The sequence below is a fragment of the Emticicia sp. 17c genome (assembly GCF_037153985.1).
In the GTDB taxonomy this organism is placed as follows: domain Bacteria; phylum Bacteroidota; class Bacteroidia; order Cytophagales; family Spirosomataceae; genus Emticicia.
Genome location: NZ_JBBAYI010000016.1, coordinates 71,984 through 98,544, shown reverse-complemented (window position 1 = coordinate 98,544; position 26,561 = coordinate 71,984). Strand labels below are relative to the sequence as shown.

General features: G+C 38.5%; 22 protein-coding genes and 4 tRNA genes. 9 read left to right on the top strand and 17 right to left on the bottom strand.

Annotated elements, in window-relative coordinates; all coding sequences use genetic code 11:
• Positions 1-280: 280 nt before the first annotated feature.
• On the top strand, positions 281-790 hold the full coding sequence (locus tag WAA15_RS22735) for a low affinity iron permease family protein (protein WP_337045146.1): 510 nt from the start codon (positions 281-283) through the stop codon (positions 788-790).
• Positions 791-824: 34 nt separating this feature from the next.
• Here the strand turns inward: WAA15_RS22735 and WAA15_RS22730 are convergent, their stop codons facing one another.
• The 3 genes from WAA15_RS22730 to WAA15_RS22720 all read right to left on the bottom strand — a co-directional run bounded on the left by WAA15_RS22730 (position 825) and on the right by WAA15_RS22720 (position 4,467).
• The gene (locus WAA15_RS22730) at positions 825-1,550 is read right to left on the bottom strand and encodes a hypothetical protein (protein ID WP_337045144.1); all 726 of its coding nucleotides are present in this window, start codon (positions 1,548-1,550) and stop codon (positions 825-827) included.
• Positions 1,551-1,627: 77 nt separating this feature from the next.
• A complete protein-coding gene (locus WAA15_RS22725) occupies positions 1,628-3,190 on the bottom strand; it encodes an ADP-ribosylglycohydrolase family protein (protein WP_337045143.1) in 1,563 nt (520 codons plus the stop codon).
• A gap of 41 nt (positions 3,191-3,231) precedes the next feature.
• On the bottom strand, positions 3,232-4,467 hold the full coding sequence (locus WAA15_RS22720; RefSeq protein ID WP_337045142.1) for an NAD(P)/FAD-dependent oxidoreductase: 1,236 nt from the start codon (positions 4,465-4,467) through the stop codon (positions 3,232-3,234).
• A 160-nt stretch (positions 4,468-4,627) separates the two neighbouring features.
• Here WAA15_RS22720 and WAA15_RS22715 point away from each other — a divergent pair, with 160 nt between their 5' ends.
• Both WAA15_RS22715 and WAA15_RS22710 read left to right on the top strand, forming a co-directional pair.
• The gene (locus tag WAA15_RS22715) at positions 4,628-5,401 is read left to right on the top strand and encodes an alpha/beta fold hydrolase (protein ID WP_337045141.1); all 774 of its coding nucleotides are present in this window, start codon (positions 4,628-4,630) and stop codon (positions 5,399-5,401) included.
• Positions 5,402-5,456: 55 nt separating this feature from the next.
• Entirely contained in the window at positions 5,457-6,122 is a 666-nt protein-coding gene (locus WAA15_RS22710) for a CBS domain-containing protein (protein WP_337045140.1), read from the top strand.
• Here the strand turns inward: WAA15_RS22710 and WAA15_RS22705 are convergent.
• From WAA15_RS22705 to WAA15_RS22650, 12 genes are all read right to left on the bottom strand, one after another.
• A complete protein-coding gene (locus WAA15_RS22705) occupies positions 6,112-7,356 on the bottom strand; it encodes a TCR/Tet family MFS transporter (protein WP_337045139.1) in 1,245 nt (414 codons plus the stop codon). The genes WAA15_RS22710 and WAA15_RS22705 overlap by 11 nt on opposite strands.
• A 94-nt stretch (positions 7,357-7,450) precedes the next feature.
• Complete coding sequence (locus WAA15_RS22700; protein WP_337045138.1) at positions 7,451-9,910, bottom strand: YfhO family protein; 2,460 nt, start codon at positions 9,908-9,910, stop codon at positions 7,451-7,453.
• 151 nt (positions 9,911-10,061) lie between these two features.
• A complete protein-coding gene (locus WAA15_RS22695) occupies positions 10,062-10,727 on the bottom strand; it encodes a hypothetical protein (RefSeq protein ID WP_337045137.1) in 666 nt (221 codons plus the stop codon).
• A 1-nt stretch (position 10,728) separates the two neighbouring features.
• Entirely contained in the window at positions 10,729-11,721 is a 993-nt protein-coding gene (locus WAA15_RS22690) for an alpha/beta fold hydrolase (RefSeq protein ID WP_337045136.1), read from the bottom strand.
• A gap of 77 nt (positions 11,722-11,798) precedes the next feature.
• Positions 11,799-12,956 (bottom strand): helix-turn-helix domain-containing protein, encoded by a 1,158-nt coding sequence (locus WAA15_RS22685; protein ID WP_337045135.1) that lies wholly within the window; start codon positions 12,954-12,956, stop codon positions 11,799-11,801.
• Positions 12,957-13,097: 141 nt separating this feature from the next.
• The gene (tuf, locus tag WAA15_RS22680; RefSeq protein WP_337045134.1) at positions 13,098-14,285 is read right to left on the bottom strand and encodes an elongation factor Tu; all 1,188 of its coding nucleotides are present in this window, start codon (positions 14,283-14,285) and stop codon (positions 13,098-13,100) included.
• A gap of 330 nt (positions 14,286-14,615) precedes the next feature.
• Positions 14,616-14,687: transfer RNA gene (locus WAA15_RS22675), tRNA-Thr, on the bottom strand.
• 51 nt (positions 14,688-14,738) lie between these two features.
• Positions 14,739-14,811: transfer RNA gene (locus tag WAA15_RS22670), tRNA-Gly, on the bottom strand.
• Between the two features lie 134 nt (positions 14,812-14,945).
• Positions 14,946-15,028, bottom strand: a tRNA-Tyr gene (locus WAA15_RS22665).
• Between the two features lie 207 nt (positions 15,029-15,235).
• Entirely contained in the window at positions 15,236-16,285 is a 1,050-nt protein-coding gene (locus tag WAA15_RS22660) for a hypothetical protein (protein WP_337045133.1), read from the bottom strand.
• A gap of 50 nt (positions 16,286-16,335) precedes the next feature.
• Complete coding sequence (locus WAA15_RS22655; protein WP_337045132.1) at positions 16,336-17,253, bottom strand: hypothetical protein; 918 nt, start codon at positions 17,251-17,253, stop codon at positions 16,336-16,338.
• 63 nt (positions 17,254-17,316) lie between these two features.
• Positions 17,317-17,871 carry an RNA polymerase sigma factor gene (locus WAA15_RS22650; protein WP_337045131.1) on the bottom strand — a complete coding sequence of 185 codons (555 nt, stop codon included), beginning with the start codon at positions 17,869-17,871 and terminating at the stop codon, positions 17,317-17,319.
• Between the two features lie 299 nt (positions 17,872-18,170).
• Here WAA15_RS22650 and WAA15_RS22645 point away from each other — a divergent pair.
• Positions 18,171-18,241: transfer RNA gene (locus WAA15_RS22645), tRNA-Cys, on the top strand.
• A gap of 84 nt (positions 18,242-18,325) precedes the next feature.
• Here the strand turns inward: WAA15_RS22645 and WAA15_RS22640 are convergent.
• Entirely contained in the window at positions 18,326-18,967 is a 642-nt protein-coding gene (locus WAA15_RS22640) for a response regulator transcription factor (RefSeq protein WP_337045130.1), read from the bottom strand.
• Complete coding sequence (locus WAA15_RS22635; protein WP_337045129.1) at positions 18,961-20,910, bottom strand: sensor histidine kinase; 1,950 nt, start codon at positions 20,908-20,910, stop codon at positions 18,961-18,963. The genes WAA15_RS22640 and WAA15_RS22635 overlap by 7 nt, the downstream gene beginning before the upstream one ends.
• 155 nt (positions 20,911-21,065) lie before the next feature.
• Between WAA15_RS22635 and WAA15_RS22630 the strand changes: the two genes are divergently transcribed.
• From WAA15_RS22630 to WAA15_RS22610, 5 genes are all read left to right on the top strand, one after another.
• The gene (locus WAA15_RS22630) at positions 21,066-21,905 is read left to right on the top strand and encodes an aegerolysin family protein (protein WP_337045128.1); all 840 of its coding nucleotides are present in this window, start codon (positions 21,066-21,068) and stop codon (positions 21,903-21,905) included.
• 5 nt (positions 21,906-21,910) lie between these two features.
• The gene (locus WAA15_RS22625) at positions 21,911-23,536 is read left to right on the top strand and encodes a hypothetical protein (protein WP_337045127.1); all 1,626 of its coding nucleotides are present in this window, start codon (positions 21,911-21,913) and stop codon (positions 23,534-23,536) included.
• 14 nt (positions 23,537-23,550) lie between these two features.
• Positions 23,551-24,501 (top strand): hypothetical protein, encoded by a 951-nt coding sequence (locus WAA15_RS22620; protein WP_337045126.1) that lies wholly within the window; start codon positions 23,551-23,553, stop codon positions 24,499-24,501.
• Positions 24,502-24,757: 256 nt separating this feature from the next.
• Positions 24,758-25,321, top strand: a complete 564-nt coding sequence (locus tag WAA15_RS22615) for a Crp/Fnr family transcriptional regulator (RefSeq protein WP_337045125.1) — start codon at positions 24,758-24,760, stop codon at positions 25,319-25,321.
• Positions 25,322-25,401: 80 nt separating this feature from the next.
• Positions 25,402-26,496, top strand: a complete 1,095-nt coding sequence (locus tag WAA15_RS22610; RefSeq protein WP_337045124.1) for an SMP-30/gluconolactonase/LRE family protein — start codon at positions 25,402-25,404, stop codon at positions 26,494-26,496.
• Positions 26,497-26,561: the final 65 nt, after the last annotated feature.

Below are 26,561 nucleotides of genomic sequence, written 5' to 3'. Positions count from 1 at the left end.
AAAGGTACGGCACTTTTTTGCCTTTGTCAAGACCCCTCTCAAAAGTTTTTTTAGCCCACCAACTTACTCCTCTTATTTACAGCTATTTACAAGTTGCACCAAACAAAACGTTTATATTATTTCTTGGTTTTGTTATATGTAAAACTTAAGTCTTATTCCTTAATTATCTGCTACCAGCACGGCATAAGCACCAGATATGGGGTGGAACAGTTTTTTAGAATACTTATTTTAACGTAAGATTCTAAGTTTATATACCATCCATCATACAAATCATTTAACAATGAAACGAAATAAAAAAGGGATTTTTGGTTTCTTCGACCAGTTTTCCAAAAAGGTAACCAAAGCTACCGGAAGCCCGTATGCCTTTGTAAGTGCTTTTTTAGTAATTATTATCTGGGCGGTTTCAGGGCCGCTGTTTAGTTTTTCTGATACCTGGCAATTGGTTATCAATACGGGTACTACTATTATTACGTTTCTGATGGTGTTTATTATTCAGCAATCGCAGAACAAAGATACTATTGCCTTGCAAATCAAATTAAACGAACTGATTGCTTCAAGTGAAAAAGCCAGTAACCGATTAATTGATATTGAGGATTTAACAGAAGATGAACTCGACAAAGCCAAGAAGTTTTATAGAAAGCTGGCCGAACTGGCCGAAAAAGAAGATGATGCTTTTATTTCCCACTCCATTGAGGAGGCTTCACAGAAACATGAGGAGAAATCAAGTTCTCAGCGAAAGAACAAAACACTGGATGGAAAAAATAATGCAAACAGCAAAGGGGCAACATAAAACAGGCTCGGTTTTGAAACCGAGCCTGTTTTGTTTATCTGGCAAATGCCGCTGGGGCAATATTATCATTAAAGACTATGCTTGTTGTTACCTTCACAGTTCTTTTTTCAACGCTACTGGTGTAGGTTGATTCAGAAGGGTATTTTATTCCGTAAGGCGAAGTAGCATAACTTGTGTAATCTTCGGTGATTATTTCTCCGCTGGCAAGGGTTAGTTTTCTTCTTACAAGTAAATCTGTTTCTTGGTCGAAATAAAGGTTATATTTTACTCCTTTACCATTTAACTCTACTTGTGTTACTTTTTTACCGTTTAAAGTTTCAGCACCTACCAAAGTAGCCACGTATCCTTTTTTCTGATAGTCCCAGAAAGGCAATACCAATTCTTTTAACTCTCTGCGCATATTTTCTTGTTCTTTCTGGCTCAGGTCTTTGGTTTCATACTGAGTAGCTTTGTCACTACTTCCGAGCGGTACTTTTAGCCAACCTTCATTTCCTTTTATACCATATATAAATGTTCTTTTCAGAATGGTTTTAGCTTTTGACATAGAACCATCGGCAAAAGAGGCTTTTACGTCCATGTCATAGTCAGAGGCATTGCCACTTCTATAACTTTGTTTCATAGAATAATTGCTTACGCCCTCCCAGAGAGATTTCCCACCGGTAGCTTCCATATATTTATTTAAAACATCTTCTGCGGTTTGAGCGAATGTCATACTTATCGACATTGCCAGAGCGACGAGACTGATAATTGCTTTTTTCATGAGTTGTCTGATTATTTATGTTTTTACTATTAACGTACTTTTATTGCTCAACATATACGTTAGACCCCACTTATTAACTAAGGTTTAATTTTACGCGGTTGCCCAAATCGGTAAATCGTCTGGTTATCGGCAGTATTGGGCTGGTCATTATATATGATAATATCATTGAGCCGTAAATCATATTGAGCCGAAGGATTCAATAATTTCAATACAGCTTTATGTTTGCCTTTAGGTAATTGGTAATTCCAGAAAATCTCATGCTTACGGGTACGAAATTCAGTAGGCATTTCTACGGTTTCAACCAGTTTATCATCAATATAAACTTCTACGTTCAGTATTGCCTCTTTGGTTTCTTTATCTTTTTTCTCTGCTACTCCTTTCATTACTACGCCTGTTCCTTCAAAATCAAAGGCGTATTGGTCTTTCACACTTTTATAAACAAATATTTTATCTACCGGATACACCTGCTCAAAGCTCTGCTCAAACCGAACAACCTCAGGTTTTTGTACCAGAATGCTTACCTTATTGCCCGAAACTTTACCGCCATTTCGTTCAATAGTCTGCAAGGCGTGTTTTAAGCCGATTTCATATACATCGTTCAACGAAATAGTGGTGTATTTAAAATCAATATCTTCTGCTTCTTTCAGACCTATTTTCCAATAAGCGGGTATTTTTGAGTAACCTAACATAGTTCCCAGAATTCCACAGGCCGACGATGGATTACAATCGGCATCCTGCCCACAACGGGTGGTTATCTCGATGGTCTTCGTGAAATCACCTTTACCATATAATAAACCTAAAACTACATAAGCCGAGTTCAGTTTGGCATCAATATTAAAAGGAGTGAAAACTCCGTCGGGGCAGCCAATATCTTCTGACCAACGTTCCTGCAAAGCATACCATGTTTTTTTCCAGTCGTTCGGATACATTTTATAGAACTTAATTACATCGGCAATACATTTATAATACTCGCTTTGCTTCGGAATTGTTTTCAGGGCTTCATTAATAATATACTCGATATTATTAGAAGTAAACGCCAATGTGTAACAAGCGCCAAGAAAAACCCCTCCGTACCAGCCGTCGCCGTAGTTCATGATATGCCCTATTTTATCAGAAATTCTGGATGCTGTATTAGGCATTCCGGGCGACATCAACCCTGCAAAATCACATTCAATCTGATAATCGATACAGTCGGCATGGGGGTTATGTAACCAATGCCCCGACTGCGGAGGCATAATGTTATGTAATATATTGTAACGCCCTGCCTGATTAGCATGCCAAAGGGCATATCCGGCATTGGCATAGGCTTTGGCATGAGACTCAACGGGTGCATCAAGCCCTTCTTTTTCAAAAACATCAACAAAGGTGAGGTCCATATATAGGTCATCATACAAGCCCGGGTTCTCAAGCATGGTTTTCTTCAGATACCCATCATACCACGGAATAGGCTGGTACTCATTGATAATGGTGCCGTTATACCGGAACTCCATTGGCCCTCCGAAAGTTACGCCAATGGTCTGGCCTGCCCAACCTCCTTTTATTTTATCGTGCAACACCTCTTTAGAAAGTGTCAGATATTTTTGCTGTGCATGGCCTGCCATAAAGTAGCAAACCAACAGGAAGGTGTATATTTTTTTCATAGATGTATATAGGTTTTGAATAGATACTGTCAGAATATTTTTTAAATCTCGCTTATCATTTCTGCTACCTCACGGCCTGTTTGCATAGCTCCGTTTAATGATGGGTAGGCCAGATAATCACCACAACGATAAAGGTTTTCGCCCAGTTTCAGGTTTTGTTTTTCTGTTCCTGCCTGAAACTTTACTAATGCTTCGGTTAGGTGGTAGGTTCGCAAGTGTTGCCATACATTTACCTGAGCCCCAAACCACTCAAAAAGCTCTCGTTTAATACGTGCAATGTGTTGCCTTTCATCGATTTTATCTAAACCCTGCGTACTTACCGAAATCAGGGCTTTGCCTGCGGCTCCGTATTTGGGCGAAATATCAGAAGGCACACAGATATTATGTACCACTCCTTTTCTGTCAGGATTCAGAATAATAAACCGCTGATTTTTCATGGGTGAGTACTCGGCCGAAAAATAAGTACAAGTATTTATCTGATACTGATAGGCGGTGTCTTCTCCTAAAAGATTAGCTGCTGTATGGGGGTCTGTGGCTATTACAACACGGTCGGCACTTATTACCTCCCCTCCTTCCAGAAACACCTGATTCCCTTCAATATACTTTACAGGTGCATTCAGGCGGATTTGTTCTTTGGGTAACATACCAGACATCTGTTTGGGTATTTCCTCTATCCCGTCTGAAGGCAAAGCCACTTCGCCTTTAAAAAATTGTTTAAATACAAACTGAAAAAAATTACTTGAGGTGCTCAGGTCGTTTTCAAGGAATACCCCTCCGAAAAACGGCCTGAAAAAGTTATTAATCATCTGGTTACTCCAACCGTATTCTTTCAGAAAAGTAAGGGTATCTGTATCGCTCATAGAGAAAAACGCCTCATCAGGAATATCAGCCACTTGTTTGGCGAGTTTTCTGATTTTAAGTTTATCGCTCAATGAACCTACCGACGAAAAAGCCATTGAAAAATAGGCGGCTTTATTCTTGAAAGGATTTTGCACTTTCATGAATCCTTTCTTTGCTTTTATCAACGCTCCCGAATCAAAATATCTGAGGTCCAGATCATTATAGTTCAGTATTTTACGTGCTTCTGTATAATTGGTCAATAACACCTGAAAGCCCCTGTCGAGCCTGAAACCCTCTACCCTATCAGTACGTACCCGCCCGCCGAGCGTGTCTGACCCTTCAAGAATAAGGAAACTCATTCCTTTATCATACAGATACTTTGCACAGGTTAATCCTGAAACGCCCCCTCCGATAATCACCGTTGAAAAATCATTCATAAACTTTTAATGTCTATTTTTCGTTTTTAATATAAAAGTTTTGAAAATTCAATTTTAAACCACTATTTTGTCATTAGAAAGCACAAATATATAAGTATTTCAATAATTAAGTCTTTATCAAACCATACTAAATCTTACTTTAGAATTTTATTAAAAGAGGATGAATTATCAAGTACAACAAGAGGGCGAGTTTAAATATATTGATGAGGGTAGCGGCGATACCTTACTCATCTTGCATGGGTTATTTGGTGCATTAAGTAACTTCGACGATGTAATAGAAGGTTTCAGACATCGTTGCAGGATTGTTATTCCTGTAATGCCTATCTATGATATGCCCATGCGTCAGGCAAGTTTAGATGGCTTGCAGGCTTTTATTGAAAGATTTATTGCTTTTAAACAACTCAATGATATTATATTATTAGGTAATTCATTAGGAGGCCATGTAGGTTTGTTATATACACTGGCACATCAGGATACCATAAGAGCATTAGTACTTACGGGCAGTTCGGGTTTATTTGAAAACACCATGGGGGGGTCTTTCCCGAAACGAGGTAGCTATGAGTACATCCGTGAGCGTGTAGCCTATACGTTCTATGACCCAAAAACTGCCACAAAGGAACTTATTGACGAGTGTTTTGAGATTACCTCAAGTATTCCGAAATGTATGAATATCGTGCAGATAGCCAAATCGGCGCAACGCCACAACATGGCTAAAGAGATACCCAATATTAAAGTACCTACGTGCCTGATATGGGGCTTGAACGATACCATTACACCGCCACACGTTGGTTTTGAATTTAATCGTTTGATAGAAAATTCTGAATTATATTTTATTGACAAATGTTGCCATGCCCCTATGATGGAGCAACCCGAAGAATTTAATAAATATCTTGCCAAGTTTCTTGACAAAGTACAGACAGAGGTCTTGGCATAATTTTTTATGAATATTTCTTCGTTAGCTTTAGAAATATATTATAAAAATAAAACAAATGACGGCTGCTCAAATTATCAACCACGAATTACCCATTTTGAAGCTAAGCGATACTGTTGGTGATGCTTTAAACTGGATGGAAGAGAATCGTATTGGACAATTGGTGGTTGTCGACAATGAAAGATACCTCGGTATCATGAGCGAAGATATATTGCTGAATTATGATGAAGATTTGCTTCTTTCTGAGATAATGCCTCAATATTCAGACGTTTACATTTTCGATTACCAACATTTATATGAGGCTTTGGGCCTTATCTCAAAATACCATTTACAAATACTGGGAGTGGTAGACGAAGAAGAGATTTTTGTTGGCACTATTACAGCTAATGAAATCTATAACAAGTTTGGTGAGCTTCTGGGTACGCAGGAGCCAGGCGCAGTAATGGTCATTGCTATTAATAACCGTGACTATTCGTTGGCAGAAATAAGCCGCCTGATAGAATCAGATAATGCTAAAATTTTAAGTAGCTATTTTTCAGGAAATCAATATACAGGTGACGATACTTCAAGGCTTACCCTAAAAATTAATCGTCAGAACATTTCTTCTATTGTTGCTACACTCGAACGCTTCGGCTATATAGTAGAAGGTGCATACGCGCATGAACCTGTTGATAGTATAGAGCAAGAACGCTATGATATGCTCATGAAATACCTTAGTGTTTAGCTTTTTCGGCTTGATCAACCTTCGTATTGTGCTTTTTCAGGGTAATTATGATTAAAATAAAACTTATCGTCGTTAATACTACCGATGCCAGAAATGGTACGCCCGGAAAATACACAGGTGCATTTTTACCCGTAAACTGATAAAACAGGTTTGTCATTAAAACAGGGCCGATGATGGCCGCAATACTGTTGAGGCTTGTTAACGACCCCTGCAATTCACCTTGCTCATTAGCCGGCACTTGCCCCGAAATAATTCCTTGCATGGCAGGCCCCGCTAATCCGCCAAGCGAAAACGGAACCATAATGGCATACATCATCCATGGTTCGGAGGCAAAAGCATAGGCAAGAGACCCCAGAATTGAAAAAACAAAACCTACATAAATAGCGTTTCGGGTTCCTAACTTAGGAATCAGGATACGGGTCAGAAAACCTTGTACTAAAGCTATCATGAAACCTACAAAAGTTAACGACCAGCCAATTTCTTGATCCGACCAGTTAAATTTTTCTTTGGTAAAGTAAGTCCAAGTGCCTTGTGTAGAAAAACTTGATATATATACCAGAAACAAAGCGGTTACTAAACCTGTGAGCATCGGGAAACGACGCAGATTCATACTGGCACCTATCGGATTTGCTCGTTTCCACTCAAATTTGCGGCGGTTCTCAGCACTCAACGATTCTGGCAGTACAAAAAAACCGTACAACCAGTTAAGTATGGTTAATACTCCTGCCACCATAAATGGCACACGAATACCATATTGGCTCGCTATGGCTCCTATGCTGGGACCAATAATAAAACCTAAACCAAAAGCTGCACCTATCATTCCAAAATTCTGCGCTCTTTTTTCAGGCGTACTTATATCAGCCATATAAGCTGCGGCTGTGGTAAAACTTGCACCCATAATACCGGCAATGATTCTACCTACAAACAACCAATTGATTGAGGGAGCAAACACTAATAACAGGTAGTCGAGACCGAAACCAAAAAGCGATGCTAGCAATACAGGTCTACGCCCGTACTGGTCGCTTAACCCACCAACAATTGGCGAAAAAATAAATTGCATAACCGAATACGCAGCAAACAAGAATCCTCCATATTGCGCTGCACCACTCGTATCTACATGAGCAAGTTCCGAAATTAATGATGGCAGAACTGGAATAATTATTCCAAAACCAATAGAATCTATTAAAACTGTAATTAAAATGAACGAAGTAGCGGCGTTTTTTCGTACAGGCATGGAAATCAGATTTTATGCAAAATAACTATTTTTCTAACTAAATTCTTTCGCATTACATTAAAATTAGGTTAAAGAACTCCCCATAATATAATTTCTAACTTTGTTGTATTCCCATGCTTTTCTTCCTTTGCATAAACGACCAAGCCAATAAGCCTGCATAAATTAACAAACCGCCCAATGTTGCCCAGATACCTGCTTTTTCGTAAGGTGGCTCATATTTCATAGTAATATTGTGTTTGCCTTTATCGAGTAATACGCCTGTCATACCATAGGTAACTTTTCTGGTTGTTTGCGGCTGCCCATTGGCCCACACTTTCCAGCCTTCATCGTAAGGAATTGATAAGTACAACAATTTTGGCGTACTCAAGGTAAGGTCACCTTCAAAATTATTATTTGAAAACTGCTTAATGTTCAACGCTTCTTTCTTGAGGTTATCTGATAGCAGTTTTACCTGTTCCAAAGTTAATACGGAGGTAGAGTCTTTTACTTCTCTTAGCTGCCCGAAAGTACTTTTTTCTTTATCTTCAACCACAAAAGCCTGCATCAATGCAAGGTCTTTTTGTAGCATTGATAAGTTCTCAAAGTTAGCGCGGGTCATATAACCATCATACGTAAAACCCATAGGCAAGGCATTCGGGTTTGAAAACACCTTTATATCATTAACGGTGGTCAGAGAATCATACCCAAAATTTTTAAAAGGGATAACATCTCTCGATAACACGTATTTAACTCCTACATGCCCCAGCACAAAGGGGCGGTTACGAATACCCGATAGCCAGCGTGTTTCAAACTCCTGTTTAGGGTTAATCATACCTAAACCAGCCATGAAACTAACCTGATTTTTATGGTTAAAAGCCGTATAAACAGTAGTTCCGTTATAGCCTTGTACCATTGGGTCGTTGGTACTTACATGAATGGCCGTACCTGAAGAATAATCTTTTTCAACCCTATAAAACGATTTATCACGCTCTTTTAAATACTGAACAGCTTCATTTGAGTAATCATTAAACCCAGATTTTTCTTTCCACTCCGATGCCGTGATGATGTCTCGCTTGTTCAGAGTTGCATAAGTTACTCCTGTTGCTTCAATAAACGTAATAGCCACAATAAGATATTTTACCAGATTCTTACGTGTAAAATGATATGTCAGTAACAGGGCCGTTAATACTATAAAAGTAAGCATTGCTTTTACTTTTTCTGAGCTTACCATTACAGTATTCCAATCGTCGGTATAATTAATTGAAAGCAATGCTACCCAGAAAACAACAGTACCCCCTAAAAGGATAAGGTTTATTTTTTTGCCTTTTTCCATTTCAGAAATCACCCATAAGCCCGCCAAAAGTATGGTAATGCCTATAAACAAAGACAACAAACGATAATAGTCACCCGTAAAACCCCAGAAGGCATATCTGAAAAACGGGAAAAGAATAATAATTGCAACCAGCGTAGCTACGGTAGCAGCCGTTTTCCTGAATTTATCTTTCAGCAATAGAAATACTTGTGGAAAAAGTAACAAACCAAGCAAACCCAGATAAAACGTTGGAGCTTCCATGTAATTGGTCCAGCCTTTGTAGTTATTTCCTGCCCCTAAAAGGTTGTTACCAAAAAAACGCGAAACAATAGTACCCGCCTGTAAGGCATCAACGGGTTGTAAAGGAGGGCGGCTGGTGAGGGTATCGAAATAAGATGACCCACCTGACACACGCGGACTGTTAAGCATCGTAAATATGTTAGCACCAAACATAATACCGCCCATAAGCAAGCCCAACAAACCCGAACCTATTAATTTGCCTATATTAATCAGATAAGTGTTTAGCTTTATATGCTCCTGAAAGAAATACCATGAAATAACATAAACAATAGAAAACTCACCAATAAGAAACAGGTTAAAAGGTTGGTCAATAGCAACAAGGGCTATGGCTATGGGCATATAATACCAGCCTTTGCCTCTTAACAGGTACTCTAGCGCAAATAACCAGAAACTTAGTTCCACGGCCCACCCTGTAAAGAAGTTAAACCAGCCTGAACTGATACTCAAAAAACCTGATAACCCATAAACAAGCCCGCCAAGAATACAAGCTAGCGCGCTTAATGACAGTTGTCTTAAATAGGCATAGAATAGCAAACCTGCGCTGATAAATTTTATAAATTCGACCAATGCGATTGAATATGGCAGGTTATCTTTCCCTAACAGATAAATAAGCCAATGAAACGGATTACCCAGATTAAAAGGAGCTACATACTGCCCCAACCCTTGCTGAAAAGACCATTTCGGAATGCCATCTTTTTCGATGGTCTCGATAATCATTTTAGCGAAGGCATAAATCTGGTTCAGTGTATCGCTACCTATATCTTTATAAAGAAATACCTTTTTACCTAGCAGAAAATCTTTAAATACCCAGAAATTGGCCAGTACTAAAAGCACTAGCAAGATATAAAATGAACTTTTATACGATAAAAAATCAGGAATAGGTGAAGGAGTAGCTACCTGTGGTGTATCAATAATTTCTTTTGCTGGTTTGTCTGCCTTCTGCGCGTATTTCTTCTTAGCCATACGAGATTGGGTATAAATAGGTTTGTTGCTACAAAAATAGCAAAAGCCTTGCCTAAATTACTACAAACAAGAAAAAAACAAATATTAACAAACAGTACCATTACCAGACAGTTTTCTACTTTCACCTATCTTTCCTTTAGCGTTTTCGTCCCTACTTCATTTTCAGCGAATAGCCTATTTGTGCATAAAAAGGAAGCAAAGGTTTCGTTCTAAAGTCCTGACTGATTACTTTCCCGACTTTAAGCGAGAGGTCGTGGCTTCGCCAGCTAAAACCGGCCTGCATACCATAATAGAAATTACCACCAGTTGCCGGCACATACCAGCCATTTTTAGCCGCAAAGTTCTCATTCATTAGTTCAGTATGCTTAAAATGCGTTACAATGGCCTTATCAAACCCTGTTTCACCTGCCAAAAACCACTTAGGTTTGTAATATCCTATTACGCCGGATACATCAGTACCGAAATTAGCTAACGTAACATAGTTATTTTCGAATCTTCTGAAAACACCTTGTATTCGGGTACTTAAATTAAAATCGTTAACCCTAACCCATCTTATCTGCCCACCTATTTTGGTTTTAAAATCATCACTGATAGTCTTGCCTGATGGCATGGAGTATTCTGCTGCAATTACCACAGGCAAAGATGTTTTCAATTGATAGCCATACGTTATGCCCACAGTTACGCCATATTCTAGCCCGATATTTATATTGGCAATGTGCCTATGCTGTTTTTGAAGGCTTGCCCAATTTAGAGTTTGAGCATTAATACTATTTACGCTTAAAAGGCTTAAAGCTAAAATCAATCTTACAGTTTTCATATTAAAGTTGGTTTAGGTATTTTAGTGCAATAGGATAAAAATTACTCCAGCCTGTTGGAAAACTGAGCATATCGTGCCCGGCACCGTTGATTTTCACCAAGTTTACATTTGGGTAGGCCGAGGATACCTTTTGTGCATGGGCCAAGCCATAAGATTTGTTACGCTCGCTATAAATAAAGAGTACCTTTTTCGTATAAGCTTTCAGATTTGTTGTCCAATCTGGTTTTTCTTTGTTTCCTGCTTCAAATAAGGCTTCCTGAATAATTGCACCACTACGCCAGAATGGCAAAGGGCCATCGTTCCCTAACGAACTTTCTGTCGATTCATCAGCCGAAGCCATGAGTGTAAATTTATAATCAAGTATAGCCTGTTCGTCTTGTTTTCCTGTAATAAACTGATCGAGGTAAGTAGCATCGTTAAGTGTCTCTGAAAGCAATTTGAAACTACGTGAGCGACCCACGTAGTCTATCACATCTTGCCAGATAAAGCCACCCGGTTCGGCTAAAATTGCTCCATCAACGCTTTTAGGGTAAGCATTGATATAAGCCGTTGCCAGCATAGCCCCCCATGAATGCCCCAGAAAATAAACTTTTTGGGTAGGCGATGTACGGTAATGGGCAATAACGGCGCTCAGGTCGTCGAACATGATTTGGATGGTGTAAGTATCTTTTGCATGACGCTTAGATAAACCTGAGCCTCTTTGGTCATAAAATACTACATAATACCCCTCGTTAGCAAATGCCTTGCAATTAAGCAGGTAACGATAATCACTACCGGGCCCACCATGCAAAATAATAAGCATAGGATTGCTCGGCTTCCCGAAGGTTTCGGCATGAAGCTGTGTATTATTAACAATAATAGAAGGGAGCGAAGGGTCTTGGTCTACTGTTTTAGGCACCAAATTACCCGCTTCGTTGATAGACAGCTCTTTCTGGCAGCTAACAAAAAAGAGTACCAATAGCATGGCTGAAATAATACTAAGTGTTCGATTCATTGTTTTGCTTTGTTTTTCAGCAAAGTTGAACCGCTAACAGATGCTAATCGCCCCAATTTGTAAGGTGGCACCTAATTTTATGCCGCTAAAGGTAATGAAATCTGAGCCAGATACTCTTTGGGCGACATTCCTAGAGTTTTCTTAAAAGTTCGGTTAAAAGAGGTCTTCGAATTGAAACCACAATCGAAAGCCAGCGAAAGAAGGGTATATTTTTTGCTATCATCAGCAAGCACAATTTCTTTGAATGCTTCAATGCGCAAATGATTTATGTAATCATAAAATGTTTTTTGTTCAAAAGAATTAATCACCTGCGATAAAGTATTCTGATGCACGCCAAGTTTTTCGGCCAGTTTCCCAAGAGTTAACTCAGGTATTTTGAATAGTTTCTCTGTTTGCATCAATTGTCTCAATTGCGTATGAATCAATAGAGCTTCCTCTTCTTTTAAAGCTGACTTCTGGTACTTTATTTTTTCGGTGATATGCTTAGGTTCAAAAGCTATTTGATTCGCGTATTGACAATTTTGTTCCATCCTAAAAGCATCAGAAGGCATAGAAACACCATAAGATAAAGCATAATTACTAAATACATTACCTTGTTTAACACCCACATAACCAATTAGTATTACAAATACAGACACAGAACCAAACGTGAGGGTGTCATTACCAATAATAACTACAATCCATATCACTGCAACTCCATACAGAAAATACCATATCCATTTCATATTCATTTTCTCAGCCATTTGCCATGAATCTTGTATTCGTGTTTTATGACGTGAAATCAAGTACCAACAAAGCGCTACATAAATAATTCCTGATAAAACAATAGCAATAAAAATAAACGTTGTTAACGATTCAAAACCAACACCTTGGTGTTTGTAAACAAATATTTTTTGTTCGTTCGATAAAACAAGAAAAGGTATCAAGGAAATATAAGCGGCCAGAGATGGTAGAAAATGAAGAAGCCATCTGGATTTACGTTGTGAATGAGGTATGTGTGAATGGATATATAAATACAAAAATGGACCATGCACCAATGGCATCGGAATTTCGAGCCCCAACAAATAAGGAAACTGAACATACTGCCCACTAAAATGTAAATAAAATAATTGCAGATGCAAGCCAATAAATACAAGCCAGACACTTAGAATTTTATCAGCACGTGATTTATTCTTTTTGCTAATGAGCAATATCGCCAAAAAGAATGTAATAGTAATTCCGATAAGGTAGAGCATTATATGAGTATGATTTGCTTTTATGACAATTTAAACAACATAAACCCCTAAATATTTATCTTTTATAACAAAAGGCTATAAAAACAAAAAGCACTTTCTTGCGAAAGTGCTTTTCTTTATGATGCTTCCTAATTCTAAGAATTAAGCAAGGATTTCAGTTACCTGACCAGCACCTACGGTACGTCCACCTTCACGAATCGCGAAACGAAGACCTTTATCCATAGCGATGGCGTTGATTAATTTCACTTCGATAGTGATGTTATCACCAGGCATAACCATTTCCACACCTGCTGGAAGAGTGATCTCACCAGTTACGTCAGTTGTACGGAAATAGAATTGAGGACGATATTTGTTAAAGAATGGTGTATGACGACCACCTTCTTCTTTACTTAATACGTAAACCTCAGCTTTGAAGTGAGCGTGTGGTTTAACTGAACCTGGTTTACAGATAACCATACCACGTCTGATATCGGTTTTCTCAATACCACGAAGCAATAACCCTACGTTGTCACCAGCTTCACCACGGTCAAGGATTTTACGGAACATCTCAACACCAGTTACAACTGATTTCAAGCCTTCAGCACCCATACCTAAGATTTCAACTGGTTCACCTGAGTTGATTACACCTGTTTCAATACGACCTGTTGCAACAGTACCACGACCTGTGATTGAGAATACGTCCTCAACCGGCATCAAGAATGGTTTGTCAGTTGCACGAGCAGGAAGTGGAATAAATGTATCAACAGCTTCCATTAATTGTTCGATAGTAGCAACCCATTTTGGTTCGCCGTTCAAGCCACCAAGAGCTGAACCTTGAATTACTGGGATGTTATCACCATCATATTTGTAGAATGACAACAAGTCACGGATTTCCATTTCAACTAGCTCCAATAACTCAGGGTCATCAACCATGTCCACTTTGTTCATGAACACAACTAATTGAGGTACACCTACCTGACGAGCCAAAAGGATGTGCTCGCGAGTTTGTGGCATCGGACCATCAGTTGCAGCTACTACAAGAATAGCACCGTCCATCTGAGCAGCACCAGTTACCATGTTTTTCACGTAGTCAGCGTGACCAGGACAGTCAACGTGAGCATAGTGACGGTTTGATGTTTGATATTCTACGTGCGCAGTGTTAATAGTAATACCACGCTCTTTTTCTTCTGGGGCATTGTCAATAGATGAGAAATCTCTTTTCTCTGCCAATCCTTTCTCTGAAAGTACCTTTGTAATGGCAGCTGTCAAAGTTGTTTTACCGTGGTCAACGTGACCAATAGTACCAATGTTTACGTGAGGTTTACTACGGTCAAAATTCTCTTTTGCCATGATTATTGAAGTCTAAATATTAGATTTATTACAAAATTAATTATTCACTTTGATGAGCCTTCTTGCAGAACAGTCGGATTGAACTAGTCAACGAAAGAAGAAACTCTTTTTTATTTCATCAAATCAGGTTTAATGCTGATTTTTTGCCTAAAACTTCTCTTCTTACTTTTAAAAGATTATCAACTAAGGCAGGATTACTTGATTGCAGTGTCCTGCTGTTGTTTTTCTTTTTAAGAAAAAGACTCTTTTCAGAGTTTTGAGCAGGGTTTAGCAGTATAACTGCTTTTGCTGGCTTCTTCCTTAACAAGAAACTGCTCTTTTCAAAGCTAGAGCCTTCAAGCAGGATTGAACTGCCGACCTCTTCCTTACCAAGGAAGTGCTCTACCACTGAGCTACGAAGGCATTTTCTATAAAATGCGAAAGACACTTTTTAAAGTGCTTATTGCTTTTCTGAGCGGGAGACGGGTCTCGAACCCGCCACCTATAGCTTGGAAGGCTATCGCTCTACCAAATGAGCTACTCCCGCTGATAAATTATTTTTCAACTTCACTTATTAGCTTGGAAGGTTACCGCAATGGAATTGTCGCTCTATTAAATGAGCTACTCCCGCTGATAAATTTATTGAATTAACATCAACCATGAACTCATTGTTGATATTTGTGGGGGCGGATGGATTCGAACCACCGTAAGCGTAAGCTAGCAGATTTACAGTCTGCCCCATTTGGCCACTCTGGTACACCCCCTTTTTTCAAAAAACCACACCTTCGGAACACTTATCAAAGAACAATCTTTCCGAATGGGAGTGCAAAATTACATTCTTTTTTTTAATTGTCAAATATTAGCACACAAAAAAATCAATTTCTTTTTATTTTTTTTTTGAAGCATCTTTTCGCACAAAAAAGTGGCAAAAAACTTACAATTTTTTGCCACTTTTTTAGGGTAATTATTTTTTATAGCCTTATGCCAATTGTCCAGGCTTGTAAACCTGAAGCATTTTTCTGGCTTGATTTAAATAATTCGTTTAAATCATACCGACCAAAAAATGTAATACCCCTCTTCTTCCCTATCTCTGCCGTCAGGCCATAACGGAAATCGTTTAAGCCATAACTATCTCTGTCAATTTCTTTCTTTTTGCTATCACTATATTTTAGTTTACGGTAACTTCCAACTCTATAACCAATGTAGCCACCAAGACCTATCTTGAGCTTAGCTTCCTCAAAGCCAAAATTAAACATAATTGGCAGGTTCAGGCTTGTAACTACTAATTTAGTACGATTTAAGTCTTTAGCAGATTTCAGAAACTCTATCTGTTCGGTTGCGTGGTCGATATAGTTATTTCCTTCAAACATGAAGTTATTCCACGATATTTCAGGCCCATAACTTAGAGCGAGGTCCATTTGTTTGCCATTGATAAGTGTGGCATTTCTGCGGAATGATAAAGCTATAAATCTCGAATTCCAAGTTTCAAGTTCGGGAACAGCCGCTGGGCCATTCGACCAGTTATTTAGCCCAACATAGAACCCGAAGTCGGAACGTGAGAAAAATCTACTGTTCCCTTCTTTCCCTTTAGTTTTTTTATAAGTAGACCGATTATCATCATCGTCGTCGTCATCATTACTATCAGAGCGGCTCCAGTGTTCGTCATTACCATTGCGTAAGGTGTCTCTTTTCCCTAGTTGGCCTCTTACATCACGCGCTACTATTTTAACATTTCTGCCATCACGGGCTATCACCAGAATTGTGTCCTGTTTTTCGCCCGACTGCCCAAGAAGCATAAAGGCTTTTTTACGTTCGGCGGAGTCTACTCCGATGCTTTTAAGCACATTATCCAGATTAAGGTTGCGCGGTAAATCAAAGTCTGTTTTGCTTGCAGCATAAACCGTTACACGCTTCTTAACGCCGCGGTCAGTAAACTCAACAATAGTAGTATCTTGTTTGTACGATGCTTTTACTGAAAGACCTCCTAATATTAGTAAGAGTATGAGTCCTAGTCTTTTCATTATTTTATCTTAAAATTATATTCACGTTTATTTTTCTATGTTTCTGAGTACTACTCTCTTTTTTGTATTCTGCCTATTCTGCGTTGTACGTAATCTCTTACATCTTCGCGTTCTTCTTTCAATAAGCCTTCGTCAACTCTGGCAACAACATCTTTTACACCTAGTTTCTTTAGGTCTACTTTCTCACCGTACTTAAAGTGCTTGTATTCTCCGTATAATTTTGCCAGAAAAGATTTCTCTTTTTCGGCTTTTTCTTCCGCTAGGCTTTCTGTTTCCGTAACGGCTGCCAGTGTATTTTCCTCAACCGGATCAATAATAAGCGTAATAGGTTTGCCAATATTATATTTACCTGCTACTACATTTTTGTTGGCAGATGATTCAGCCAGAACAGCCGAATTTTTGCTAGCTAAAGCCTGTAAAGGTGTTGTATCTGTAACTTGTATAGATGCAAGTGATTGTTGCATTTCTTGTGGTTTCTGTATTTCAGGCACAGAAACTTTTTCATGTATTTCTGCTGGCTTTGTTACCACAGCCTTATTAGCTGCTAGTGTTGTTTTGCTACTTAGCTGAGTAGGTGTTGCATTGTTAGTAGCTGGCATCTGTTTTGTTTCGGCACTAGCTACTGTACTGCTTGTTGCCTGATTATCTGACAAATTCGCTTTCGTGTCATTGGCCGATGAGGCGGGTTGTTTAACGGCATCAACCTGAGTAGGTTTGTTTGTATTAACTGCTACCGACGAGTCAGTAGTGTTATTCTGTAATAGAACCCCTATGGTTAAAGCTGCTACAACACTGGCAGCGGCTGCATAATAAGGCCAGTTGCGATAAATGGCAAATACTCCTCCCCGACGCTTGCTTTGTTTTTCCTGCAAACGCGCCTGAAATTTCTCAAAGGCTTTCTGAGAAGGCTCCTGGCGGTGTTCTGCCAGTTTTTTGGCAAATAGGTCGTCAATCGGATGTTTTTTCATTTTTATAACTGATATTTTCATGTCCCCTACCGAATCTGTCGGCACGCCCATAAGGGGGAATTTCTAAATTACATTTTTTTCCAACTTCATTAACTTACTTTGCAAAATAGCTCTTGCTCTGCTTAACTGAGATTTCGAAGTTCCTTCCGAAATACCAAGTAACTGGCCTATCTCTTGGTGGTTATAACCTTCAATTGCATAAAGATTAAATACCATCCGGTAGCCCTCAGGCAATTGTTCTATTAATTTTAGTAAGTCTTCTGCATCTAAATCAGTACTAAAGGCAGCATCGTTGGGCTCTTCAACAGCATATTCCAAATCTACCTCTATCACTTTTTTACTTCTGACATACATTAAGGCTTCGTTAATCATGATTCTTCTGACCCACCCTTCAAAACTACCTTGAAAAGTAAATTGGTCTATTTTATCAAAGATTTTCATGAATCCCTCAATCATTACATCTTCTGCCTCCATTTTATCTCCTACATAACGACTACAAACAGCCAGCATTTTCGAGGCGAATTTCTCATATAACCGAGTTTGCGCCTTTGGGTCTTGCCGCTGTACGGCCTTTGCAAGGTCGTATTCGTTAGTGAATAAAGATAAAATTCTTGTCATAAAATCATACGTTCATAAGCAAGATGCAAAAAAGTATTGAAAGGGTTGCGTCAATAGTAAAAAAATCTTGACAAAGTTAAAATAAACCTCTCGGGTACAAGTTATTAGCCTTAAAATATGGCACTTATTGGCTACAAACAGACTGACTTTAGCTTTTGATTAATAAATTACACTTAGGTAATTAATTGATTATAAACCTATTGCCACCGTAAACAACCAATCTCACCAATAAGTTTTATATTTTTTTTTACTTTTTTTTGGGAGTTTGGTACAATGCTTGTACTTTTGCACTCCCAAATGGTCCTGTGGCCGAGTGGCTAGGCAGAGCTCTGCAAAAGCTTCTACAGCGGTTCGAATCCGCTCGGGACCTCAAAACGCAAACGCAATTACCTCTTTAGCGAGTAATTGCGTTTTTTGTTTTCTCATATCTGCACCTAGCCTCTTTGTTGGGCATTTACATAATATAATTCTCAAAAGCTTTAAAATTTTTAGAAGCCCAAACCAGCAAGGAGTTTTTGCCCTTAGGCAGATTAAGTTTTTTTACAATATTAGCTCGATGCCCTTCAACCGTTTTTTCTGAAATAAACAATAGCTCTGCAATCTGTTTATTTGTTTTATTTTCGGCCAGTAGCCCTAAAACCTTTTTTTCTGCAAATGTTATTTTAGGCACAGTAGTAAAGTCAGAATCCTGATTAATAAAGAAAGTCATTTCTATTGTTTGGGTTTTAAACTTTTCTCCGTTCAGTACCTTTCTGATACATGTTTCAAGGTCATTCTCATTATTATCTTTCAAAATAAAGCCTTCCACACCCAGTTCACGGGCTTTGTTATAAATGCTTATTTCTTTGTGCATGGTTAATAAAATAACTTTTGTAGGGATTTTATTGAGCCTGATTTGTTTCAGTATTTCGAGGCCGCTCATACCGGGCATATTAACATCAAGAATAGCAAGTATCGGGTGCTTTTGCATAATATGATTATATGCAATAATGCCGTTGGTATAAGATTCTACGTTGGTATATCCTATTGAACGGACAATATTTTTAACTCCCATGGCAAAAATGGGGTGGTCTTCGGCAATAATTATTTTCAGCATGTTGTTTTAGGTATATAAATAGTTATATTAGTTCCTCTTTCAGAAGACTCAATGTGACATTCGCCCCCAATAATTTTAGCCCTGCTCAGAATATTATGCAAACCAAACGAGCGTTTGTCTTTCAATATCATTGTTGTATCAAAACCTTTACCATTGTCTTCTACTTTAACTAATATTTTTTTTTCATCTTCCTGTATAGTTATTTTAGCAGCGTGTGCCGAAGCATGTTTTACAACATTGTTGAGGGTTTCCTGAATTATTCTGTAAAGGTGTAGTTCATTGGCTGACGTTAAGGAGCCTTTATAAGAGGTTTCGAATGATACCCATAAATTATGTGTATGATGAAACATATCAATAGCCCCCTCGAGAGTAGGTATTAAACCTATTTCTTCAAAAAGTGCCGGATACAGATTTCGACTGAGGCTTCGTACATTTTCTATAATTTTATCAACACTCGGGCGCACCTCTGTAAAAGTCGACTTCAACATGAGTAGTTCGTAGCTGATACTATCGTGCAGGTCGGCAGCTATGCGCCGGCGGTCGTTCTCAATGTCTTCCATTAAGGCTTTCGAAAACCATTGTTCTCTTTCGTTCTGTTGTTTTAGTACCTTGTTTTTTTGTCGCTGAATATACAGCAAGAAACCTAGTATTATCGTAATCAACAGTAATAGCAAAAACCCAATCAATCGCTTATTATGGGCCAGTTCTTCCTGCTGTAATTTGATTTGCTGTTCTTTTTTTTCTGAGGCATACCTTATTTCTAAATCAATTATTCGCCCTTCATTGCTTTTTCTATGAATAAGCCCCTGTAAATTATTAGCTTCTTGCAGATACCCTATTGCTTCTTTATACACCCCTTTATGAAAGGCATTTTTATACAGGAGTTTATTTACTTCGAGTGCTTCGAGCAGCAGCCCGTATTCTTTAAAGTTATTGGCTAGTTTTTCAAGTTTTCGGGTGTCTTGTATCGCCCCGTTTTTCTTTAAATCATATTGGCCCTCAATAAGAGAAACTTCATTTGTATAATCTTCATTACCCGTTTGTCGGGCAAGTCGTTGAATCGTACTTAAATACGGGCCAATACCTGTTAGCCACCCCTGCTTGCTAAACAAAAACTTTTGACACTGCAACAGGGCATTATCAAACACCAGAACAGAATCTCTGTTTTTAAGTGTTTTTATTTCTTCATTAACTCTGTCGGCCTCATGAATAAACTTGAGTGTATCGGAATCGAAATTAAAGACGGTCTTGATATAATTCACCTTAAAGTCGAGATATATTACAGAATCCTTATCTTTCAAAGACACACTCATGGCCTTATTAATATATGTCTGATACTGCGGATAACTGTAAATATCCTGAAAACAGTTAGCAATATTGGCATACACTACCCCCAGATTAACGTGGTCGTTCTGTAATTCGTAAAGTTTTTCGGCTTTCAGGTAATGCAATAAGGCTTGTTTGAGGTTATTCTCGCTGTAATATACGTTTCCCAGCACCATTTCGGTATTGGCTTGCAGGAGTTTATTCTGGTTTTGGTTTAGCACAATACTCTGCTGCAAAAACCATTTGGCAGAATCGTAGCTGGCAGCCACCCTGTATTGCAATCCTAATGAATAAAGAATCTGGGCTCTTGCGGCATCTGGTCTTTTATTAGGCTTTTTGTTCAGGAACTGCTGCCCTAAGTTTACAAAAAGGGTGTCGTACTGGTAGGTAGGAATCACATTAGCAAAATCTACCAATAATCTTTGGCAACTGTCGGTTAGTTCTTTTTTTTGGTAGTTTTTGTACGTATCAAATAGTACTTTATGATAGGTTTTATCTGTATAATTATCAGGATTTGCAATCCAGACGGCAGTTGAGTCAGATTTAACAAGTGTATTTTCTTTTTGGCATGCAACAAAGCTAGTAGCTAACAGCAAAGCTATTTTTAAAATTCTCATCTAGGTGGTATAGGGTAATTAGCTTTAAAGTTAAAAAATATAGGGGTTAACCCTTATATTTTTTAACTTTTTTTGTGTCTAGGTTTGTAGGCTCAAGGTGATTCCTGAAAAACCTGTAAAAGAGTAAGGAAAAGAAGTAATATAATTATTTTGCCGTGTCAAAACCATCTTTCATTGCCCGCGCCAGCATTGGCATCAAACAAGTTTTAGCTGTATATCCAGATGCCTTATTATTAGAAGTAGATGCCTGGAAAACCGAAGGAACTACACTGAATCCTGACGATTTAGACAAAATGAGAATTGTGTTCGCTTATAAGAACATCTTTTCAATTACAATCGAAAACATTTCTTTCGATACTTTTGCCCAACCTGTTTTACATAAAGAGCCGTTTTCTGAAGACATCGTTATAACAAAATGGCCTCTCAAAATGGACCTCCCACAAGCATTGGAATTGGTACAAAAAGCAAATTTAGAGCAACAATTCAGCAACGTTACCCTCCGACACCCACTTTCGCAGCATCGTACTCATACGCTTTATATTATAGGCACCAGCCCGATGCAGCCTTATATTACGGTTGATACTGTTACAATGGAAGTAAAAAAAATGCAGCAAATGCTGGGCGAACAATGGTTTAGTGTCAACATTTGTGTGTATGGCGTTTCTATCAAAGGTACTACCAATGTAGTACATGGTTCGAGTAGTATTCCTAAGACTGTCGATTTCCCAGATGGTAAATGTACCGCTACTAGTAAATTCACCTCTGCTTCATGGTCTGTTGCCGTGGGTACTGAGGGAACTATCGAACTAAAAGAAAACATCACCAACGGGCAAGTTATCTGTAAAATACATTGGGACTCGCCGTCGGTTGGCGAAAACAAATTCTATCTGACAGACCAAAACTCGGGCTACAGTTGTGAAATTACTGGGTCCGGTAACGCGGGGCAATCGACGGGTACGCTGGGAGCTTGTTCAATGAATATCTCTAAACTTTAATTTTTATGGCCAAAAGTATAGAACAAGGAGACAACGAATTAGTTGCGCTCAGGCCTAACAATGCCTATAGTCTTTATAAAATTGGTACACCCGTCAGATACAATGAGGTACTCGACACCGCCGAAATCTTTGATTTAGACAAACTAAACGGAGCTAAGCTGCTTGATTTTCAGAAAGGCTCAAGTGAAAAAATATACTCTTCCGAGAATACTTTCAACGAAACCGAAAGTAGCTGGGCTCTTGGTTTGGGGGTTAGCACCAAAATAAACTTATCAACCTGTGCCATTGAAGCTAAATATTCGATGGTTACGGCACGAGCCAGCCTGACAAGCGAAACCCGCGAGAAAATTTTTATGCTTTACAAATTTGACAACGGAATTGTAAAGCTAAACTACGGCGCAGCCAATAACGATAAAATAGTGGCTGCGCTAAAACAACCTGTGGCCGATTTATACTGGAAAATAGTTTTAGAGTCAGGTTCTTTTGCTGAACGAATCAGGGCTTATGATACCTTTATTAATACCTACGGAACAGGCTGTATTGTCAGGCTTGATTTAATTTCGTATTCGGCCGCCCAGATTGTTTATGAACACTCTAAAAGCAGCAATAAATCGAAAGACCAGCACCAGCTTACTTTTGGTGCTACATTTCAGACAGCTACTTCGATTAGCAGCTCGGTTAATTATCTGAAAGAAGCCTCAGAAAAAAACGCAAGCCTGAATTTCTCTGCGTATCAGGACACCTACCCTGTTGACTCAACCACCGCTACATGGGTAAACGACTTGTTTAAAACAGCGGTTGACAACATTATAAAAAAGGATTGGGCCAATGTAAAAGCACCTGAAAAAGACCCAAGCCCGCCGGCTATTCCTGAGCCGCCCAAAATAGACCCTAAGGTAAGCAACGAAGCTGCTTTTGACAGCCTGCATAAAAGCTTTGAAGAGCTTGAAAACAACCGTAAATTTCTTCAGGGTATCAAGATGTATAACATTGCTACTAAAGAAATAAAATACATTGCAGACTCCGACAAGCAAACAAAAAAAGCACAGGCCGAAGAAGACCGTAAAAAAGCCATTGCCCGAATTAATGACATGGATAAAAGCTACCTTATCAGGCTGGCTATTAATCTTGACTACATTAAAAAGAACGATGTCTCTGAGCCATATTTGTACGTTATCCAGAAAATAGAAGGCATTGACCTTGAAGTAGCCTTAAATGCTGTAAAAAGCAATCTGGTTAGTTTACTTAACGACCCCGCTTTTGCAACCAATGAGGCCATGGATAACTTTGTAAAAACCCTAAAAGGTGACGAGATAAAAATGGTTAATACTTATGCCAATCTTTTAATCTCTTACAGCAAAGAACTTGACCTTATTGTTGAGGAATTAACCAGAGCCAAAAATCTTTTCGATAAAACATCGGCATCAAGCAGTTTGCTTTTATCGGTTAATCTGCCCTCCATCCCTGTAACAGAAGCACAGTTTCAGGATTTGGTTCTGCTGATTCAAATGAAGAAAGACTGCCTAAATACGACTACGCTCAAAGACTACAAACAAGAACTTGCCAGAATAAAAGAGAATTTCTATACGCTAAAAATAATACAGGATATCCTGACTATTGAAAACGCTTAAAGCCTTTAACCATCATGGAAAAACTAAAAACATCTCCTTATGATACCTACGTAGTAAAGGGTTTTCAATATAAGAACTGGGAAACTGTATTGAACCTCAGCAAACCGTCTATTACTGAAGACTTCACGGGTACTAGTAGCTATTTAGCCAAACTTAATATCTATATGATTACCCGTCAGCAGTTTTTGTCTTACCTGAAATTTTTCTCAAGTTATAGTATTACCTATCAGCAAATGCACGACGAATACTATGACTTTTGTCTTGAATTGAATAGTAGTATTACCAACTATCTGGACAAAGGAGAATACAAGGATATTATAAACCGTTATAACACGCTCATTAAATCATTCTATGGGCTGGTAAAGAAATCCTCGATACCTAGTCTTGAAAAACTGTATAAGACGTTTTTCAAGAACTATGAGTATTTTAAAAATTTCAGAATTGGTTATTCTTGTATTTTCAAAGACAAAAAAGACGGCCCTGCTTATTACGCCAACACAGTTGGCAGCAAATACCCCATTATAACTAGCACACCGGGTCTTTTCTGTGTTGAATTTAATGAATACAAAAGTCTGGTCGATAATTTCAGACTTTATCCGTTTATTCCGCTGGATGTCAATCCTGACAACCCAGTTTTAAAGCTGGCTATTTTTGGTAACGAAAAATGGGTTTCACCAGTGCAGTTTATGTTCCCATACAGAAACTCAGAAAAACCTAATTATAAGTTTTCGGTCAATAGTTTTGAAATTTCAAAAAGTATTAAGGATTTGAATATCAAAGTAATTGAGGATATGCCAATAGAAATAAAAGTTGATTATTATTATTTTAATGGCAGGTTGTACCCAGCATCGAGCGAAAAAACAAGTGGTTTTTTAACAATATACCAACAAACTGCTACGAAAGAAACAATGAGGGGTATTCCCCTATTTGACTTTGGCCCCGAATGGGTTGCGCAGCCTATGTAATACGTTTGTTTGGGTAAGTTTACTTAGCCAGCCGGAGGTAAGTCTCCTGCTGGCTTTTTTATTTGTCTGGTTCAGGTGGGTTTTCATTATGCTTTTACTGAAAAACAAACCAATGTTTTCAAGAAAACCCATAACCTGCAAATATTTTTATTTAATCAGGCTTTTTCTAATGCCTACTTTCTGCTATTTTGGTTTATTATTCTGTATTTCTTCTTTGCCAGTTTTATAAGCAGCTAATTGTTAAGCAACGCACCTCATGGAAAAATTAAAATATTACTTTAGCGCAATGGGTTTTAACGATAATGATTTGGAGAAGATTGTGGCTGCTTTTAAACTCCAGCATTTCAAAAAAAATGAATCTTTCGTGGAAGAAGGCAAAACAAGCCGATACATTGGCCTTGTTGATAGTGGTATGTTTCAGTATTACGTGCTGATAGACGGCGAAGAACGAACTACCTATATTTCTATCGAAAATACCTTTATTGCCTCAGTACTAAGTTTTGTAGGCGAAATACCCGCGCTAGAAAATATAAGAGCTTTAACAGACGGAGCCATTTTTCTGATTAGCCGAGTGAACCTGAAAAAGCTCGTCAACGAAATTCCGCTCTTTAAAGATTTTTACATTAATCTTCTGGAGCAGTCAATTTGTGGTATAGATGCCACCCGCCACGACCTGATTGTATTGAGCGGTGAACAACGTTATGAAAAAATGCTTAGAGAAGAACCCCACCTACTACAAAGAATACCGTTACAATACTTGGCCTCTATGCTTGGTGTAACACCCCGCCACCTTAGCCGCATAAGAAATAATATACGCTAGGGCTTCTTTTTAGACATTTGTCCAGTAAAAGCCTTTTTCTGCACCCGAACTTTGCATCGTCACATTAAACAAACGACGATATGCAACATTTCAACAATATTTTAAATACTTATGGATTATTAGTAGTCATTATATTTTCATGCGTACTTTCATCTTGTACGCTCCGCCCACAAGCATGGCAGCCGCAGCCCAAACCAGCCTTTGAAGGCACAAGCACGCTTAACGAGGCCCTGCTTCAATCTCAGAAAATCAGCCTGAATGGTTGGTATGGCCCCGAAGATATTATCTTTGATAAAGCGGGGAATCTGTATTGTGGCGTTCATATTGGGGCAAATAATTTTAATGATGGCAAAATCTTAAAAATTGATACTACGGGCAAAATCGAAGTTTTTTACGATGCTCAATCTTGGGTAGCTGGCCTTCATTTTGATTCAGTAGGGAATCTGGTTGCTTTGAGCCATAAAGAAGGGCTTATTCGCATCAGTCCTGATAAAAAAGTAACCCTTTTAGCTGACAGAGACGAAAACGAAAACCCTTTTCTGATTCCTAATGGCTTAGATATTGCTTCAGACGGAAAAATCTATTTTTCAAATACTTCTGATATTGCTCCTTACACCATTCAATATGGTCGTAAAGTAATTCTTGAAATGAAGCCCATCGGCGGTTTCTACTGTTATGACCCAAAAACAAATCAGGTTAAGACCCTTATACGAGGTACTTATTTTGGAAATGGGGTAGTTTTATCAAAAGACGAAAGCTACGCTTTACTGGTAGAAACAACCAGATACAGAATACTGAAATACTGGCTTAAAGGAGAGAAAACAGGCCAAATTGAGATTTTCATTGATAATCTTCATGGATTTCCGAACGGAATTTCAATCAGAGAAGATGGCTCCTATTGGCTTGGTTTTACTACAAAACGAAACGATGCGCTAGATAAAATTCATTCTAAGCCCGGCATGAAAAAGTTAATCTATGCTTTACCAGAATTTATGCAACCCAAACAGGAAAAATTCGGAATGGTTATGCACATTTCAGCAGATGGCAAAATACTTCAATCATTCTTTGATACTCAGGGTAAAATCATGCCTGAAGCCGGAGCCGTAAAAGAACATAACGGGTACCTCTATATAGGCGGCGACGTACTTCCTCATATCGGCAAATACAAACTTTAACATTCTCAAAAAATTACTCCTGTTATCTGGCAATCAGCCAGATACATGGCAGAGCTATGTCTTAA